General features: G+C 42.5%; 14 protein-coding genes, 1 tRNA gene and 1 pseudogene. 1 reads left to right on the forward strand and 15 read right to left on the reverse strand.

Translation table 11 applies throughout. The features are described 5' to 3' along the window. Positions 1-64: 64 nt before the first annotated feature. The 3 genes from EC846_RS15530 to EC846_RS15540 form a co-directional block, all read right to left on the reverse strand. Positions 65-667: an OmpW/AlkL family protein gene (locus EC846_RS15530; RefSeq protein WP_004774031.1), complete on the reverse strand. Its 603-nt coding sequence runs from the start codon at positions 665-667 to the stop codon at positions 65-67. 405 nt (positions 668-1,072) lie between these two features. Then, positions 1,073-2,494 (reverse strand): Na+/H+ antiporter family protein, encoded by a 1,422-nt coding sequence (locus EC846_RS15535; protein ID WP_004774030.1) that lies wholly within the window; start codon positions 2,492-2,494, stop codon positions 1,073-1,075. A gap of 121 nt (positions 2,495-2,615) precedes the next feature. Then, entirely contained in the window at positions 2,616-3,491 is an 876-nt protein-coding gene (locus EC846_RS15540; protein ID WP_123775701.1) for an alpha/beta fold hydrolase, read from the reverse strand. Between the two features lie 114 nt (positions 3,492-3,605). On the opposite strand from EC846_RS15540, the gene EC846_RS15545 reads away from it, so the two are divergent. Then, positions 3,606-4,091: a DUF4442 domain-containing protein gene (locus EC846_RS15545; RefSeq protein WP_069577569.1), complete on the forward strand. Its 486-nt coding sequence runs from the start codon at positions 3,606-3,608 to the stop codon at positions 4,089-4,091. 61 nt (positions 4,092-4,152) lie between these two features. Here the strand turns inward: EC846_RS15545 and EC846_RS15550 are convergent, their stop codons facing one another. The 12 genes and pseudogenes from EC846_RS15550 to EC846_RS15605 form a co-directional block, all read right to left on the reverse strand. Beyond that, positions 4,153-4,512 carry a YMGG-like glycine zipper-containing protein gene (locus tag EC846_RS15550; protein ID WP_004774022.1) on the reverse strand — a complete coding sequence of 120 codons (360 nt, stop codon included), beginning with the start codon at positions 4,510-4,512 and terminating at the stop codon, positions 4,153-4,155. 384 nt (positions 4,513-4,896) lie between these two features. After that, positions 4,897-5,262 (reverse strand): hypothetical protein, encoded by a 366-nt coding sequence (locus tag EC846_RS15555; RefSeq protein WP_004774021.1) that lies wholly within the window; start codon positions 5,260-5,262, stop codon positions 4,897-4,899. Positions 5,263-5,425: 163 nt separating this feature from the next. Further along, positions 5,426-9,619, reverse strand: a complete 4,194-nt coding sequence (gene rpoC / locus EC846_RS15560) for a DNA-directed RNA polymerase subunit beta' (protein ID WP_004774020.1) — start codon at positions 9,617-9,619, stop codon at positions 5,426-5,428. Positions 9,620-9,759: 140 nt separating this feature from the next. After that, positions 9,760-13,848 (reverse strand): DNA-directed RNA polymerase subunit beta, encoded by a 4,089-nt coding sequence (gene rpoB, locus EC846_RS15565; protein ID WP_004774019.1) that lies wholly within the window; start codon positions 13,846-13,848, stop codon positions 9,760-9,762. A gap of 309 nt (positions 13,849-14,157) precedes the next feature. After that, the gene (gene rplL / locus EC846_RS15570; protein ID WP_004774018.1) at positions 14,158-14,529 is read right to left on the reverse strand and encodes a 50S ribosomal protein L7/L12; all 372 of its coding nucleotides are present in this window, start codon (positions 14,527-14,529) and stop codon (positions 14,158-14,160) included. 42 nt (positions 14,530-14,571) lie between these two features. Beyond that, complete coding sequence (gene rplJ, locus EC846_RS15575; protein WP_004774017.1) at positions 14,572-15,078, reverse strand: 50S ribosomal protein L10; 507 nt, start codon at positions 15,076-15,078, stop codon at positions 14,572-14,574. Positions 15,079-15,328: 250 nt separating this feature from the next. Further along, on the reverse strand, positions 15,329-16,024 hold the full coding sequence (gene rplA, locus EC846_RS15580) for a 50S ribosomal protein L1 (protein ID WP_004656290.1): 696 nt from the start codon (positions 16,022-16,024) through the stop codon (positions 15,329-15,331). 3 nt (positions 16,025-16,027) lie between these two features. Next, entirely contained in the window at positions 16,028-16,456 is a 429-nt protein-coding gene (gene rplK / locus EC846_RS15585) for a 50S ribosomal protein L11 (protein WP_004637639.1), read from the reverse strand. A gap of 112 nt (positions 16,457-16,568) precedes the next feature. Further along, positions 16,569-17,102 carry a transcription termination/antitermination protein NusG gene (gene nusG, locus EC846_RS15590; RefSeq protein WP_004774016.1) on the reverse strand — a complete coding sequence of 178 codons (534 nt, stop codon included), beginning with the start codon at positions 17,100-17,102 and terminating at the stop codon, positions 16,569-16,571. A 7-nt stretch (positions 17,103-17,109) separates the two neighbouring features. After that, complete coding sequence (secE, locus tag EC846_RS15595; RefSeq protein WP_004774015.1) at positions 17,110-17,550, reverse strand: preprotein translocase subunit SecE; 441 nt, start codon at positions 17,548-17,550, stop codon at positions 17,110-17,112. 76 nt (positions 17,551-17,626) lie between these two features. Further along, a tRNA-Trp gene (locus EC846_RS15600) sits at positions 17,627-17,702 on the reverse strand. 54 nt (positions 17,703-17,756) lie between these two features. Continuing rightward, positions 17,757-17,851 (reverse strand): annotated as a pseudogene (locus EC846_RS15605) (elongation factor Tu); the annotation flags it as partial.

Consider the following 17,851-nt stretch of genomic DNA (forward strand, 5'->3'; position numbering starts at 1 on the left):
TTATATGGGAATTGCAAAAATAAAAAAGCCTCACAAAGTGAGGCTTTTCAGGCGCAAGTTCAGCTTAGAACTTGTAGCTATAACCCAATGTATATACCATCGGATTGATGTCTAGATCAGTCAACTTCTGACCATTTAATTTTACTTCAGGACTGATTTGTGCATAACGCGCATCAAAGAATACACCCCAGTTTTTTGCATCAGCAGGCTGGAAATTGAAACCTAACTGACCCGCGAAACCAAAGTCTTCTTTCACTTTTAATTTTGCGCCCTCTAAAGCACCTGTTGTTTCTTCATCCCAAGTGACAAAAGCTGTGCCACCTACACCAATATAAGGTGTGAAACGGGTTGAGTTTTTAAAGTTATATTTAAAGGTGACAGTAGGTGGCAATTGTTTAAGCTTCGCTACTTTTTCACCATTTAATGACACATCATGTGAAATTGGTGTCGCCAGTAATAATTCAGCAGAAAAAGGCGTATCACCGAAGAAATATTCAACCGATGGTGTAAATGCAAATTCATGATCTGCCTTTAATGTGCCAACACCCGCAACCACGGTATCGTCTGTTGGTGAAATTACACTTCCACCAAATTTAACCTGAAAGCCCCCTGCAAATGCAGTTGAAGATAACCCCAATAAAGCAACAACTAAAACTTTCTTTAACATTTAAACAACCTCTTTAACAATTTATGTTCTTGTTCAACATAATAAACACGCATATTTACATTATGCAATAGAGATTAATTCCAACTATTTTAATTCACTTTATAATGCATTGAATATTAATAAAATATAATTGTTAAAATATGTAATAATTATTAATTCAGACTATTTTAATCAACTTAAAACCCTATAAAACCTAGTATTTTAATCAGATTAAGATAAAGCAAGAAAATATATTAAAAATAAATTAAGCCAGATTTAAAAATATAATCACGTATAACTTAATATTAAAACTACATTATAAAATTAGATTTAAAAAGAGACAAAAAATGTCATTTAATGATTATTTTTATATTTAAGCCACACTTTATAAAGCAAAAAAATGGCTCATAAATGAGCCATTTCTGATTATAAAACCATTGCTGCAATCCAGCCAAAAATGAGCAACGGGATATTAAAATGTATAAATGTAGGCACAACTGTATCCCAAATGTGATCATGTTGACCATCAACACCTAGACCTGCTGTTGGCCCTAATGTTGAATCGGAAGCTGGTGAACCTGCATCGCCTAAAGCAGCAGCTGTTCCAATCAAGGCGATGGTTGCCAAAGGAGAAAAACCAAACTGTACGCACAATGGCACGTAGATCACCGCCAGCACAGGTACACTTGAGAACGAAGAACCGATCCCGATCGTCACGAACAAGCCGATAAAGAGCATCAGGAATGCAGCAAGTGCATGGTTATCACCAATGATATGGACCACGCCATTGACCAGATGAGTAATATCACCAGTGTGCGTCATCACTGAAGCAAAACCTGCCGCAGAGATCATGATAAAGCCCACCAGCGCCATCATGCGCATACCCTGCACAAACACATCATCCGCATCTTGCCATTTAAAAATGCCCGAAGCAGACAGCACTGCAAAACCGACCAGACCACCCAGAATCATCGAACCTGAATAGAGCTGTGCAACCAACGTCAAGCCGATCGCAAGCACCGCCATAAACATGGTTTTCTTGGAAATATAAGGCACATTCTCTGCTTCATGTTTCAGCTCTTCAGCATCAGCCTTGAGATCATATTCTGCTTGCGTGGTGACTTTCAGTGGCTTATCCAGATCAATCGTTTTAACTGGAGTAATTGAACGGTCAACATAGATACGTGGCTTACGATAGCTAATAAATACCGCAACCAGTGTACCAATCACCATGCCTAATACTGGAATCGCCATACCGATTGGCATCATGCCTCGCTCGACATGCAGGCCATAAGCAGCACCAATCTTGTTGATATTGCCCATTAGAATCTGTTCAAGGAAGATTGCACCAAAGCCCACAGGCAGGAAAATATAGGTGCCGACCAGACCTAGCGTCATGACACATGCTGCCGCACGACGATCCAGCTTCAAGTGATTCATCACTTTTAACAAAGGTGGAACCAGTACGGGGATAAAGGCAATATGGACAGGAATCAGGTTTTGAGAAAAAATTGCAGCAATCAGTAAAATCGTAAGCAAAAGATATTTCACTTTAGTCTGCTGATTTTTACCTGCTTCCATACCCAATAAACCAATCAGTTTATGAGCCAGCAAATCGGGCAATCCTGACTTGGAAAGTGCCAATGCAAACGCACCCAACACCGCATAAGCCAATGCAACTTCAGCCCCATCGCCTAAGCCTGCATTAAATGCTTCTACTGTTTGAGAAAGGCTTAGACCAGCGACCAAGCCACCAATAATGGCTGAAATCACTAATGTGAGAACAACAGAAACTCGTGCCAGTGACAGGATAAACATCACGGCAATCGCAATTACGACAGCATTCATGAACAAATTTAGGAGCAAAGAAAAGGCGACATTCTAGCAGATTCATGAAAACCTAGCTGAAAATATCGCCGAATTATCGCTAATCTTAAGTGATTTTTAGCTTAATAATTCCACTAAAGCCTTAAGCTGCCTGACGTTGGACAAACTGACGGATCAGTTCAGCAATTTTTTCTGGCTGACTCAACACTGCCCAATGGTTAGCATCCAGCTCAACATATTCAAATTTTTCTACCCATTTTGGCATCGATTCAGTGATGTACTCTGGGCTAACGAAAGCATCGCGCTTTAACACGATGGCCTGAACTGGACATTGTGCGTAACGTTGGCGTGGCTGAGTTAAAGAAGGAATAAAGTTGGCACGATACAAATTAATGCCATATTTGCCATCGGAGACAATATTGGCATTTAATGGCAAACCTTGCTTTTTCTCTAAACCACTTAAAATCTTGCCCCATTTTTCAGGACTAAAGAACGTCCATACCGTCGGTGCAATCAGAGGTAAATGGAAAGCTCCGATATACCATGATTTTGTGAGCATTTTTAATACATTGCTTGGTGCAGCTTTAAATTTTTCACGTAAATAAAACGAAGCGTGATCCAGACAAGGGCCTGAAATTGTTGTATAGGACAACAGGCGGCCTTTGAGTTTTGGTTCAGTTGCAGATTCCCAAGACTGCAAAGATCCCCAATCGTGCGCTGCCATATGAAAATTACGATTTGGTAAAACCTGATCAACAACTTCCTGTAAATCCAGTGACAAACGTGGCAAACGATAATCTTTAATGCGTTTAGGAATTGATGATAGGCCCGCACCACGCACGTCATAGGTCACAACATAATATTCATCGATCAACTTTTCAATGATCGGTTCCCAAACTTCCTGATTATCTGGATAACCATGCACGAGCACCAAAGGTATTTTTTTCTCATCGCCCCATGTTTTGACACAAAGCGTTTGCTGGTCTGATGTCGTTACTGTTTTTACTTGTGTTTGCATAATTCTTTCCCATTTTGTTTTCTATCGGCTTGGTGATAAAACAGCCATTGCCAGCGATACACTAAAAATGATACTTATGGAGTATGAATAGAGTTGCAAGAAAAAAAATTGACCATGAAAGACTTTTTCAGAAAAATTCGAACCATTCCTGCGATTTCCAGATTTCTGCTCAATCACTACTCCCCTTATCGTGGCGCGGGAATCGAGATTGAAACCATTGATCTAGATGATTACTACATTCGAGTCAAAATGCCGCTGACAAGACGTAATCGCAATCTTGTCGGAACGCATTTTGGCGGTAGTTTATATTCGATGGTCGATCCTTTTTATATGTTGATTCTGATTCACCATCTGGGAAATAAATATATTGTCTGGGATAAAAGTGCCACGATTAATTTCATTGCTCCAGGACGGAATACCGTTTATGCAGAAATCCAACTCAATGCAAATGAAATAAACGAAATTAAACGTCTGGCAGAAAATCATGAACCCGTTTTGCGTCATTACACCTTAAATATTGTAGATGATGCAGGTACACGTATTGCCGAAGTCGAAAAGGTACTTTATATCCGACGAAAAAAACCTAAGGCCTCAATTTAAAGTCATAAAAATAAAAATGCCTACAATAAATGCAGGCATTTTTGAATCTGGTCAGCAGAAATTATCTTTTCTTCTCTTGAATGGCTGCACCTGCACCACCACCGATTGCACCACCAATCGCAGCGCCTGAGTCGCCACCAAAGATTGCTTTACCAACGACTGAACCAATACCAGCACCAATCGCGCTACTGGTTGTAGAGCTGCTATTCGCGCCCTTCGCATTGGCACCGACACCTGCACCCGCAGCTGCACCAACGCCAGCACCAAGACCACCGCCAACATGGTTACCTAAACCACCACCGACAGCACCACCAAGCGCTGCTGTACCAATACGCTGATCAGAGGCACTCATATTTTGACAGCCCGTAAACATTACCGCCGATAACACCAAAGTCGAAACTAAACCGATTGTTTTTTTCATGCCTATACTCACTTCTCTTATGCTCTAGTCAAAGCATAGTCCTCTTTTATGGGGAATTTGATCACATTGTGTTATCACTATGTCCTATTCGATTGATATTTTGTAAAGGCAAATTTTGATTAGAACAAACTAGCTGGTATGGCTTAAGAATAGGAAATAAATACGAACAGAAATGATCGGGATACACCGAATCAAAAATTTAGTGTTTTCAAGAGAATTAAATAAATATAAAAATAGTAGAGATAAATTATAATTTTTATTGGAGCTTTCTCAGCCATCTTATCTTCATCGCTGAGGCGATTGTTTATAAGATGACGGTCATCGTGATGAGCTGATTTAAATCGTCAGCTCGTCACGATGTCATCTGTCAGGTTAAGCGCGGGCTTAGTACTTACCTTTTTTCTCACCGTAAGCAGAACCAGCACTACCACCGAGCGCACCGCCAACCGCAGCGCCAGAATCACCACCTAATACAGCACCACCAATTACTGCACCTAAGCCAGCACCGATTGCGCTATTACGTGTATTTTTACTATTTGAACCTTTAGCATTTGCGGCAACGCCTGCACCAATTGCAGCACCAAGACCGGCACCTAGATTACCACCAACGTGCTTACCTACAGCACCACCTGCACCACCGCCAATCGCAGCAGAACCAATACGTTTACTTTCTGGACTCGCGTTCTGGCAACCTACAAATAGAGTTGTTGACATTAAACCGACGCCAGCAATCATCATCATTTTTTTCATTAGAACTACTCCTCTCTCAGATGTGAGTAGCATAGTATGCTTTGATGAAGTGTTTACCCTCATTCAGTAATAAAATACTCATGCTGTAATGCGTTTTTGTAACAACAGCTTCATTTTTCCACAAAAAAAGGCACCCGAAGGTGCCTTTTTAATTCGTTAAGACTTAGAACTGGTCTGAGTTCAACGCTTGACTAAATGCTTGGTCAACTTCACTGAAATCATTGTGAAGTTCAAATTCAGCAGCTTCTGCTTCTTGACGACGACGCTCTAAGTGATACGCAAGACCTGTACCCGCTGGGATCAAGCGACCCACAACAACGTTTTCTTTCAAGCCACGTAAATCATCTTCTTTACCTGTTACAGCCGCTTCAGTTAACACACGAGTTGTTTCCTGGAACGATGCAGCAGAAATGAACGAGTCAGTAGAAAGCGATGCTTTCGTGATACCCATCAATTGACGTTCAAACTTCGCAGGGAACTTGTTCTGAGCCAAGACAGCTTGGTTCTCTTGAACAACGCGGATGTAATCCACTTGTTCGCCTTTGATGAAGCTTGTATCACCGCCATCAGTGATATCAACTTTACGCAACATTTGACGTACGACAACTTCAATGTGCTTATCGTTGATTTTTACACCTTGGAGACGGTAAACGTCTTGCACTTCGTTCACGATGTAGTTGGTTAATGCAACTTCACCTTTCAAGCGTAAGATGTCATGTGGGTTTTGTGGACCATCAGAAATGGTTTCACCACGGTTCACATGCTCACCTTCGAACACGTTAATGGTACGCCATTTTGGAATCAATTCTTCGTAGATCTCAGAACCATCATCCGGAGTAATCACTAAACGGTTCTTACCTTTGGTCTCTTTACCGAAGCTTACAACACCTGATACTTCTGCAAGGATCGCATGTTCTTTCGGCTTACGTGCTTCGAACAAGTCAGCTACACGTGGAAGACCACCGGTAATATCACGAGTACGTGAAGTTTCTTGTGGTACACGACCAATAACGTCACCCACACCAATCGTTTCGCCATCACGGACAGTCACAATTGTGTTTTGTGGCAAGAAGTAGAACTGTTCGCCGCCATCAGTTGTATCCAACACGATTGCAGGACGTAAATCTTTACCAGAAGCAGGACGAGCTGTTACAGGCAAGATTTCAACAGTGGTCATACCCGTTGCATCATCAGTTTTCGATGTTGCAGTTACGCCATCAGCAATCTGGCTGAAACGCGCTTTACCAGCAACTTCTGTTACCAATGGATGTGTATGTGGATCCCAAGTCGCTACGATACCGCCAGCTTCTACAGCTTCACCATCTTTCAACAAGATGCTTGCACCGTAAGGAAGCTTATAACGTTCGCGCTCACGACCTAAATCATCCGCAATACCAATTTCACCTGAACGTGAAACAGATACTTGGTGACCTTTGGCATGTTGTACAGTTTTCACGTTGTGGAAACGTACAGTACCTTTGTTACGTACTTGAACACTGTTTGCAGCAGAAGTTCGGCTCGCAGCACCACCAACGTGGAACGTACGCATCGTTAACTGTGTACCTGGCTCACCAATTGATTGTGCAGCCATTACACCCACTGATTCACCTGGGTTCACCAAGTGACCGCGTGCAAGGTCACGACCATAACAACGAGCACATACACCGAAGGTAGATTCACAAGCGATAACTGAACGTACTTTAACTTCATCGACACCCGCTTCTTCAAGCTGAGCAGCAATTTTCTCGTCAATTAACGTACCACGTGGAAGTACAACTTCATCATCAGATGCACGACGTACATCTTCAGCAGTTACACGACCTAATACGCGGTCGCGTAATGGTTCAATAACGTCACCACCTTGAATGAATGGAGTCATTACCAAGCCGCCAGCTGTACCACAGTCAGATTCAGTAATAACTAAATCTTGTGCTACGTCTACCAGACGACGTGTCAAGTAACCAGAGTTCGCAGTTTTCAATGCTGTATCGGCCAAACCTTTACGCGCACCGTGTGTCGAGATGAAGTACTGAAGTACCGTCAAACCTTCACGGAAGTTTGCTTTAATTGGGGTCTCAATGATCGAGCCATCTGGCTTCGCCATCAAACCACGCATACCAGCAAGCTGACGGATCTGCGCCGCACTACCACGGGCACCCGAGTCAGACATCATATAAATCGAGTTGAATGATTTCTGCTTCTCGTCTTCACCTTGTTTGTTTTTCACAAGGGTATAAGACAAGTTATCCATCATCGCTTTCGCAACTTGGTCGTTTGTACGCGCCCAAATATCGACAACTTTGTTATAACGCTCACCCGCAGTTACGAAACCTTGCTCAAACTGTTGTTCGATTTCACGAACTTCTGTTTCAGCTTTATCGATAATCGTATGCTTGGTTGGTGGAATCAACATGTCTTCCATACCAACAGATACACCTGAACGCGTCGCTTGACGGAAGCCCAAATACATCAATTGGTCAGCGAAGATAACAGTATCTTTCAAACCAAGTTTACGGTAGCAAGAGTTGATTAACTTAGAGATGTTTTTCTTGGTCATCTCAAGGTTGATCGATTCGAAGCTTAAACCTTGTGGAACAACTTCCCATAACAAGCAACGACCAGGTGTTGTATCAACAATGATAGTTTGCTTTTCACGGTTACCGTTTTCATCAATCACAGTTTGGTGTACACGTACTTTTACACGCGCATGGATCGCAACTTTACCCGTTGCTAACGCACGGTTAACTTCGTGAGTATCCGCAAACACCATGCCTTCACCTTTGGCATTTACTGCATCACGTGTGATGTAGTAAAGACCCAAGACAACGTCCTGAGAAGGAACGATGATCGGCTCACCATTTGCAGGTGACAAGATGTTGTTTGTAGACATCATCAACGCACGTGCTTCTAACTGTGCTTCCAATGTCAATGGAACGTGTACCGCCATTTGGTCACCATCGAAGTCGGCGTTAAACGCAGCACATACGAGTGGGTGAAGACGGATTGCCTTACCTTCGATCAGAATAGGTTCAAATGCTTGAAGACCTAGACGGTGAAGTGTTGGCGCACGGTTCAACATGACTGGATGTTGACGAATTACAGAAGCTAGAACGTCCCAAACTTCCGGCGTCTCGCGCTCAACCATTTTCTTCGCAGCTTTAATGGTTGTTGCTTGGCCAGATGCTTGTAGTTTCGCGAAAATAAATGGCTTGAATAATTCAAGTGCCATCTTCTTCGGAAGACCACATTGGTGAAGACGTAAAGTAGGACCAACGGTAATCACCGAACGACCTGAATAGTCAACACGCTTACCAAGTAAGTTTTGACGGAAACGACCTTGTTTACCTTTGATCATGTCTGCCAAAGATTTCAATGGACGTTTGTTCGAACCTGTAATTGCACGACCACGACGACCGTTATCAAGCAACGCATCAACAGACTCTTGTAACATACGTTTTTCGTTACGTACGATGATGTCTGGCGCAGCAAGGTCAAGAAGACGCTTCAAACGGTTGTTACGGTTGATCACACGACGATATAAATCGTTCAAGTCTGAAGTCGCGAAACGACCACCTTCAAGTGGTACAAGCGGACGTAAGTCTGGTGGAAGTACTGGAAGTACGTTCATCACCATCCATTCAGGCTTGTTGTTCGAATCTTTGAATGCTTCCATCAATTTCAAACGTTTAGACGCTTTTTTAAGTTTCGTCTCTGACGTTGTTTGTGGAATTTCTTCACGTAAACGCGCAATCTCAGCTTCAAGATCGATATCTTTTAATAAATCCTGAACTGCTTCTGCACCCATTTTCGCAGTGAATTCATCACCGTGTTCTTCAAGTGCATTGTAGTATTCTTCGTCTGTTAAAAGTTGATACTTTTCAAACGGAGTCATACCAGGATCAGTGACAACATAAGATTCGAAATACAATACGCGCTCGATATCACGTAATGTCATATCAAGAAGTAAACCGATACGGCTCGGTAATGATTTCAAGAACCAGATGTGTGCAACTGGAGAAGCAAGCTCGATGTGACCCATACGTTCACGACGAACTTTAGCAGTTGTTACTTCAACGCCACATTTTTCACAAATGACGCCTTTGTATTTCATACGCTTGTATTTACCACACAAGCATTCGTAATCTTTTACTGGACCAAAGATTTTGGCACAGAACAAACCGTCACGTTCAGGTTTAAAAGTACGGTAGTTAATGGTTTCAGGCTTTTTAACTTCACCGTGAGACCATGACTTAATCATCTCTGGTGACGCAAGACCAATACGGATACGGTCAAATTCAATAGGTGCATGACCTTCTGAATCCGTTTTCTTACGCATGATATCGAGCAAGTCTTTCAATTTTTTTCTCCGTGTGTCAAGAAGCTACGCTCTCCTGACTGGGTCACAAATATTGTTTTTACTGAAATTTGGAATCTCCCATAGCCCCTCTTTAAGAAAGAGGGGAACTTCCCCCTTAACAAAGGGGGATCGAGGGGGATTTAGTCACCATTTTTCAGTTCAATGTTGATACCTAAAGAACGGATCTCTTTGGTCAATACGTTGAACGATTCAGGCATACCCGGATCCATATAATGGTTACCATCTACAATATTCTTATAGATACGTGTACGGCCTTCGACGTCATCCGACTTCACAGTAAGCATTTCTTGGAGCGTATATGCTGCACCGTATGCTTCAAGTGCCCATACTTCCATCTCACCGAAACGCTGACCACCGAATTGTGCTTTACCACCAAGCGGCTGTTGGGTAACAAGTGAGTAAGAACCTGTTGAACGCGCATGCATCTTGTCATCAACCAAGTGGTTCAATTTGAGCATGTACATGTAACCTACAGTTACAGGACGGTCAAACTGTTCACCTGTACGACCATCAAACAATACTGTTTGACCTGTACGAGAAATGTCTGCCAATTCAAGTAAGTCTTTGATCTGGCTTTCTTCAGCACCATCAAATACAGGAGTCGCTAATGGAACACCAGCACGTAAGTTGCCTGAAAGCGCCAAGATTTCTGCGTCAGTCAAGCTATCAAGCTCTTCCTGCTCACCACCAACCTTGTTATAAATCTTGTCTAAGAATTCACGCAGTTCAATCACTGTACGTTGTTCTTTCAACATTTTTTCGATCTTATCGCCAAGACCTTTCGCCGCCATACCCAAGTGAGTCTCAAGAATCTGACCCACGTTCATACGTGACGGTACACCCAGTGGGTTCAATACGATGTCGACTGGTACACCATTCGCATCATGTGGCATATCTTCAACTGGTAAGATGTTAGAGACAACACCCTTGTTACCGTGACGACCCGCCATCTTATCACCAGGCTGGATACGACGTTTAACTGCAAGGTAAACCTTAACAACTTTCAATACGCCCGTTGTTAATTCATCACCTGTAGAAAGTTTACGCTTCTTCTCAGCAAACTTCTCGTCAATCTCGTAACTCTTCTCTTTCAAGAACACTTGAATCTGAGTTAGACGTTCAGCAATTGCTTCATCATTTGGCTGGATTTCAAGTAAATCAACAAGCTCTAAACCAGACAATACGTCTTCAGAAAGTTTATCGCCGCGTTTAGTTGAGCCACCACCGTTAGATTCTTGACCTTTCAACAAACGAACAATACGTTCGCGTGCTGCTTCTTCGAAGATTTTGTATTCTTCTTTCAAGTCTTTACGGTATGCATCAAGCTGAGCTTTTTCAATTGCTTGTGCACGTTCATCTTTTTCCAAACCATCACGTGTGAAGACTTGAACGTCGATAACCGTACCTTTAGTGCCAGACGGAACACGTAAAGATGAATCTTTTACGTCAGCCGCTTTTTCACCAAAGATCGCGCGAAGTAATTTTTCTTCAGGTGTTAACTGAGTTTCACCTTTAGGCGTTACCTTACCAACAAGGATATCACCCGCAGTCACTTCAGCACCGATATAAACAATACCTGACTCATCCAGTTTAGACAGTGCAGCTTCACCTACGTTAGGAATATCGGCAGTAATTTCTTCTGCGCCTAACTTGGTATCACGTGCTACACATGACAATTCCTGAATGTGAATCGACGTTAAACGGTCTTCTTGAAGTACACGTTCAGAAAGTAAGATCGAGTCTTCATAGTTATAACCGTTCCATGTCATGAACGCGACGCGCATGTTTTGACCAAGCGCAAGTTCACCCATGTCAGTCGATGGACCGTCAGCCAAGATATCACCACGAGCAACTTTGTCGCCCAAGTTCACGATGACATTTTGGTTAATACATGTATTCTGGTTTGAACGTGTATATTTGATCAGGTTGTAGATATCTACACCTGCTTCACCCGCGATCATTTCATCTTCGTTTACACGAATAACGATACGAGATGCATCAACATATTCAATCGCACCACCACGGTTTGCGATCACACACACACCTGAGTCACGTGCTACGTTTGCTTCCATACCTGTACCAACAAGCGGCTTGTCAGCACGCAATGTAGGAACAGCCTGACGTTGCATGTTCGAACCCATTAATGCACGGTTCGCATCATCGTGTTCAAGGAATGGAATCAATGATGCTGCAACAGAAACAACCTGCTGTGCAGAAACGTCCATATGCGTTACGCGCTCAGGCGACATACGTACGAATTCACCTTGATGACGTACAGAAACCATTTCTTCAGTCAAGTTGCCATCTTTATCTACTGCAGAATCGGCCTGTGCAATGACAGTACCCACTTCTTCAATTGCAGATAAATATTCAACATCATCGGTTACACGACCATCTACAACTTTACGGTATGGTGTTTCCAAGAAACCGAAGTCATTCGCTTTTGCATAAACAGAAAGCGAGTTGATCAAACCAATGTTTGGACCTTCAGGCGTTTCAATAGGACAAACACGACCATAGTGAGTTTGATGTACGTCACGTACTTCGAAGCCCGCGCGTTCACGTGTCAAACCACCAGGACCAAGCGCAGATACACGACGTTTGTGTGTAATCTCAGACAATGGGTTGTTTTGGTCCATAAACTGAGATAACTGGCTTGAACCAAAGAATTCTTTGATTGCAGCAGCAACTGGTTTGGCGTTGATTAAATCTTGTGGAGACAAGTTATCAGTTTCTGCTTGGCTTAAACGCTCTTTAACCGCACGTTCAACACGAACTAGACCAACACGGAATTGGTTTTCAGTCATTTCACCAACAGAACGTACACGACGGTTACCCAAGTGGTCGATATCGTCGACTTCACCTTTACCGTTACGGATTTCAACCAATGTACGTAGTACATCAATGATATCTTCGTGCGATAAAATACCTTCAACTTCACGTGACTTCTGATCAGTACCCACTTCGTAAGGACGACCCAAACGACGGTTGAACTTCATACGACCCACTGGAGAAAGGTCATAACGCTCAGAAGAGAAGAACAAGTTATTGAATAAGTTTTCAGCAGCTTCTTTCGTTGGCGGCTCGCCTGGACGCATTACTTTATAGATTTCAACAAGCGCTTCTTCACGGCCAGTTGTGGTATCTGCACGTAATGTATCTGCAACGAAAGGACCACGATCGATGTCGTTCGTGAACAGGATGTTAAATTGTTTAACACCACCTTCAGCCAACTTCACCATCACTTCATGGCTAAGAACGGTATTCGCAGGAATCACATCACCACTTTTCAGTGTGATATCTTCAGCAGTAATACGCTCATATAAATATTCATCAGGTACAGAAAGCTTCGCTAAGTTAGCAGCTTCCATTTGACGTACGTGACGTGCATTAATACGTTTGCCCTGTTCAACGATTGTTTTACCATCATTGTCCAGGATATCAAATTGCGCCATTTCACCACGTAAGCGATCTGGAACGAGGTCAATTTGATAGCTACCCATATCAAGATATACAGGTACTTTTTCGTAGAACAAATTCAGGATTTGTTCATTGGTATAATTCAAGGCACGTAAGATCACCGTCGCCAATAATTTACGACGACGGTCAATACGTACGAATACTAAATCTTTTGCATCAAATTCAAAGTCTAACCATGAACCACGGTAAGGGATAATACGTGCTGAATACAACACTTTACCGCTTGAGTGGGTTTTACCCTTGTCATGGTCAAAGAATACGCCTGGTGAACGGTGTAATTGAGATACGATTACACGCTCAGTACCGTTAATAACGAATGTACCGTTATCGGTCATGAGTGGCATTTCACCCATGTAAACTTCTTGTTCACGAACGTCTTTAATTGATTTCGTTTCGCGATCTTTAATGATCAAACGAATTTTTACGCGCATTGGTGCTGCATAAGTTGAACCACGTAAAATACATTCACGTACGTCAAACTCAGGCTTACCAAGGCTATACTCAACAAATTCTAAAGCAGCATTGCCAGAATAACTTTCAATAGGAAAAACTGAACGAAATGCGGCTTGGAGACCGATATCTTCGCGATTTTTTGGTGTTTTACCGCCTTGTAAGAATGTACGGTACGAATCGACCTGAATCGAAAGTAAGTACGGTGCTTCCATTACGTGGGGCAATTTACCAAAATTCTTACGGATCCGTTTCTTTTCGGTATATGAGTATGCCATCTGGAGTCCTCGGAAAGTAAACTAAACCCGCCTGCAGAACGGGCTTAGAAGGAATTACGCAGGCCGATATGGCCACCACTGTTTACAAATGCTGCAATTTTTAGTGGTATTAAAACGCTTAACAATATTTTTATAAGCAAAAAAATATTGGTAAGCGTTTGATTTCATTGGTTTTGCTTAAATAATACGCGGATTATACGCAAAACTAACAAAAAACGAGCCGATTATTGTAACGCAAAAAGGCTGATGACCCAAGAGCCATCAGCCATTTTTTGGAGCCGATTATCAAAAAACCGACTCCCTACAGAATTACTTAAGTGTAACTGTAGCACCAGCTTCTTCAAGCTTCTTCTTAAGTTCTTCGCCTTCTTCTTTAGAAACGCCTTCCTTAAGAACAGCTGGAGCGCCTTCAACCATATCTTTAGCTTCTTTAAGGCCAAGACCAGTAGCTTCACGTACTGCTTTAATTACAGCAACTTTGTTAGCACCGAAAGAAGTCAACTCAACGTTGAATTCAGTTTGTTCTTCAGCAGCAGCAGCGCCAGCACCTGGAGCAGCAGCAACAGCTACAGCAGCAGCAGATACGTTAAATTTCTCTTCGAAAGCAGAGATTAATTCAACAAGTTCAAGAACTGTTTTTTCAGCAACTGCGTTTAAGATTTCTTCGTTAGTTAAAGCCATGAGAATAACTCCAAATGGATATTGAATGGTGTGAAAATAGGATTAAGCCGCTTCTGACTCGTTTTTCTCTTTGAGCGCTGTAATAAGGCGACCCAATTTCGAAATAGGAGCTTGAAGAACAGAGGCAAGCATAGTAAGCGCTTTCTCTTGGTTCGGAAGGTTCGCAATAACGCTAACGTCAGCACCTTTATAAACTTTGCCATCAAATGCAGCAGCTTTAAGTTCAAATGCTTTGTTAGTTTTCGCAAATTCTTCGAACAAGCGTGCAGCTGCACCCATGTCGTCTTCAGAAGTAGAGAAACCGAGAATTGTTGGACCAACAAGGTCGTCATTCAAGATATCGAATTGAGTACCTTCGAATGAACGCTTAGCCAAAGTGTTACGCACGATACGTGTAGTAACACCTAACTTACGAGCTTCAACACGAAGTGTTGTTAATTGCTCTACAGTTAAGCCTTGGTAGTCAGCAACAACGGCAGAGAACGCTTTAGAAGCAACTTCGTTTACTTCTGCAACGATCTGTTTTTTGTCTTCGATAAGAAGAGCCATCGTAAAACCTCCTAACGGTGATTTATGCACCTTTAACAGATGCACTCCCAATTCGTAAGCCCTATTCAGACTTACACGCGGAGGAGGAATAAATCACACCACCGCGTCTACTCAGACTGGATGATTAAGAAAAACATTCGAAAATGTTTCTCGCCTGAGGTCTTTGACGCTGATAAATATTCATTTATCAATTCAAAGTTTGCTTAGATTTCCTCAAAGAGCAAATCTAAGGCTTTAAAATTCTTTCTAATTACTTAGATACGTTGCTTACGTCAACGATCAAACCAGGACCCATAGTTGAGCTCAAAGTGATCTTTTTAACGTATACACCTTTAGAAGTTGCAGGTTTCAACTTTTTCAAGTCTGCAATTAAAGTTTCAACGTTTTGACGTACAGCTTCTTCGCTAAAGCCAAGTTGGCCGATCGCAGCGTGGATGATACCCGCTTTGTCTACACGGTAACGTGCTTGACCAGATTTAGCATTCTTAACCGCGTTAGCAACATCAGGAGTTACTGTACCCACTTTTGGGTTTGGCATTAAGCCACGTGGACCAAGAATTGTACCAAGCTTACCAACAACGCGCATTGCATCAGGAGCAGCAATAACAACGTCGAAATCAAGGTTTCCACCTTGAATGCTTTCAGCAAGGTCATCAAAACCAACGATATCAGCACCAGCAGCTTTCGCAGCTTCTGCAGCAGCACCTTGAGCAAATACAGCTACACGTACAGTTTTACCAGTACCTGCAGGTAAAGTAGTTGCGCCACGAACAACCTGATCAGATTTACGTGGATCTACGCCAAGGTTTACAGCGATATCTAAAGATTCTTTGAACTTCGCAGCTGGAAGGCTGTTAAGAACTTGTACTGCTTCTTCCAAAGTGTAAACTTTGTTTGCTTCTACAGCAGCAGCGATGGCTTTTTGACGTTTAGTTAACTTTGCCATGTCTTATAGCTCCACTTCCAAGCCCATAGAACGTGCAGAACCAGCGATGGTACGAACACGAGCGTCTAAATCAGCACCAGTTAAGTCTGGTTCTTTAGTAGTCGCGATTTCTTCTAATTGAGCACGAGTCAACTTACCAACTTTAGTTTTGTTAGGTACAGAAGAACCCTTTTGAATACCAGCAGCTTTCTTAAGAAGAATAGATGCAGGTGGAGTTTTCATGATGAAAGTGAACGACTTATCGTTGTACACAGTGATCACGACAGGAATTGGCAAACCAACTTCAAGTTTTTGTGTAGCAGCATTGAATTCTTTACAGAATGCCATGATGTTTACACCACGTTGACCTAAAGCAGGACCAATTGGTGGAGATGGATTCGCTTTACCAGCTGGAACTTGCAGCTTGATATAGCCGTCAATCTTCTTAGCCATTGAAAATTACCTCTGGGTACAGACGCCGTTAGGCTCCCCAAAAAATTAAACAACACCGAAGTGTTTGAACAACAATGCCCGATCAGATCGGGCGCTTATCAACCTAGGCAGATTAAATCGTTTTTTCGACTTGGCGAAACTCGAGTTCAACCTGAGTTGGTCGATTAAATACATTAATCGTCAACGTTAAACGTGACTTATCGTATTGAACTTCCTCCACGACTCCTTTAAAGTCAGTGAACGGACCGTCAACAACGAGCAATTCTTCACCTGGTTCAAACATCGTCTTAGGACGTGGTGCTTCACCAGTATTACGTACACGCGCAAGAATCGCATCAGCTTCACGTTGTGAAATCGGTGCTGGTTTTTCTGGTGTACCACCGATAAAACCAAGAACCTTTGGACATTCTTTTACAATGTGCCAAGTATCATCATTCATTTCCATTTCGACTAACACATAGCCAGGAAAGAATTTACGTTCAGACTTACGCTTCTTACCATCCTTCATTTCCACTACTTCTTCAGTAGGGACAAGGACTTCACCAAAGCTATCAGCAACAGTGCTGCGCTGGATTCGGTCATTAAGTGAACGCATCACTTGTTTTTCAAAACCTGAATAGGCATGAATAATATACCAACGTTTCATCGCACTCTTACCCGATAATTAACTTAATAAACCAACCTAACCCGTAATCGAAACACCATAAAACCAATGATGCAACAAGTACAACCAAAAGAACCTGCCACGAAGTCGTGATCGTCTCTTGTTTTGTTGGCCAGGTCACTCGACGCAGTTCAATTCGCGCATCTTGCAACAAACGCACAAAGCCTTTGCCTTGATGGGTGGCGTATAATAAACCTAAAGCGACGACGATACAAGCCAAAATTACCCCAACGCGCACCCAAATATCATTTGCTGGTGCCCAATAGGCAGGTAAATGTTGATTTACCAATGCTGAACCGATCAATAAAGCGATAGCAATCAGCCACAAGACAGCATCAAGTGGAGTACCAGAGCTTACAACTTCTGCAGCATTATTTCTTTGAGGGATTGGCGCGTCGCTTAATGCGTCACGCGATTTATCATTCGACATTTTTTTACTCGTCGTAGAATTCGCGACTTATTATATGACAACTCAGCCAGAATTAAGCTTTTTTATAAAAAAAAAGTGGCAGGCCAGGAGGGACTCGAACCCCCAACATTCGGTTTTGGAGACCGACGCTCTACCAATTGAACTACTAGCCTATTATGCAAATCGAAAGCCGAAGCTTCCGATTTGAGTGTAACACAGTATTGGGCTTATGCAGTTACTTTAGCAACAACACCAGCACCTACAGTACGACCACCTTCACGGATCGCAAAACGTAGACCTGGGTCCATTGCGATCGGGTGGA

Origin of the sequence: Acinetobacter sp. BIGb0102 (assembly GCF_003815055.1) — a bacterium.
GTDB classification, from domain to species: domain Bacteria; phylum Pseudomonadota; class Gammaproteobacteria; order Pseudomonadales; family Moraxellaceae; genus Acinetobacter; species Acinetobacter vivianii.